Source organism: Endozoicomonas sp. SESOKO4 (genome assembly GCF_024606275.1).
In genome coordinates this window covers 1-1,352 of the sequence record NZ_JAHHPS010000543.1, presented here as the reverse complement: position 1 = coordinate 1,352, position 1,352 = coordinate 1, and the positions used below count along the sequence as shown (strand labels likewise).

Below are 1,352 nucleotides of genomic sequence, written 5' to 3'. Positions count from 1 at the left end.
ACTCTACACCAGGAAAACTAGTCAGCTCTCTAGACCCCGGGATTTGCTCAGCCTCAGCACACATTTTCTGAAGCTCGGCTTGAATATCATCTATCCCTGATCCGGTGTTGTGATCGTAGATAACAACAGCATCCAACTCCTTGTCCATGCAAGCCAGAAGCCAATGACGGCTCGATATAACTGGCTCTTTGTAATCATCAGAGGCAGTTGTATGAACATGAAAATCAAACTTAAACCACTTCGAGCCGGGAACCATTATCAAAACCAGACCTTATGAGTAATCACATCAGGATAATTCTCCTATTTTACTACTCATTCAGCCCCTCATGGCAATAGCCGTTATATACACACGTTAAATGACGTTTATATTTTTACTTTATATCCAGAGCCTCATTAATACGTGAGATAACTTGCTCTTTGATTTTTTTCGTAGCCAACAGGTCTTTGTAAGCTCTCGACAGCCCTTTCTTTTCAAGAACTGTCAAAGTGCCATCTTTGTTTATCTCGAATACTCCGGCATCATAAAGCCTGTGCAAGTCAGTACGAAGAATAATGCCGTTGCCTATAACCTCCATGCCGCCCTTCGCTGCTGGGATGATATGAGCCGCATCAAGTGCTGCCTGAGTGCTCTCTCCCGTTATGGCACAAGCTTTATCTTCACCAAGTAGCAAGGTACGAAATAACGCCTGATCACGTGCAAGCTTGGTTGTCTTGTATGTCCTTTTCTTACCGATTAAAGGGCCATCGAGACGCTTCCAGACTGCAACTCCACTGCACTTATCATCGTCATCATCCTGCCACTCGGCATCGCCAGAAAGCTCACCTAGTGTAAATGAGATGATTGCTTTACCCCAGCGGACATCACTGTTAACTAAATCCGGGTTATTCGCTTTTGAGTATTCCAGAATAAGCTGATAGCTGCCGTCATCTTGAGGGATCAGAGTTGGTGAGTCGACTCTATATTTGGCCTCAAACTTTTCTTTTTCCCACCATTCCGTTGTTTGTTCTATTTGCGTCAAGGCATCCAGATCGTCAAAATCGGCTTTGATAATTTCCGTGCCGATGAACCACTGAATCGCGATTCCTTTTTGTGTCACAGCATCACCTGCTTTGTTCTTCTGGTTAGATGGTTAGATTGGTTAAAGCGGGTTATGGAACCCGCGAGTGGAGAGGATTATCTCAAGCCTTATCAGCTAATACCTTGCGCTGTGTGCGTGTTTTTCGGGCTTTCTTCGGTTGTTGAGCTGCTCGTTCTTCCTGAATACGTTTGAGCAGTGCCTCGGCGGAGTTTTCGCCACTGATCAGTTCCGGATTCTCGGCACGCCATTGGGCGGTGAGTTCGCCACGGAAGG

Annotated in this window: 1 protein-coding gene; it reads right to left on the bottom strand. The window is 45.7% G+C overall.

Going from position 1 to position 1,352, the window contains the following annotated elements:
* Positions 1-371: 371 nt before the first annotated feature.
* Positions 372-1,097 carry an HNH endonuclease signature motif containing protein gene (locus KDK16_RS13610; protein ID WP_257276041.1) on the bottom strand — a complete coding sequence of 242 codons (726 nt, stop codon included), beginning with the start codon at positions 1,095-1,097 and terminating at the stop codon, positions 372-374.
* Positions 1,098-1,352: the final 255 nt, after the last annotated feature.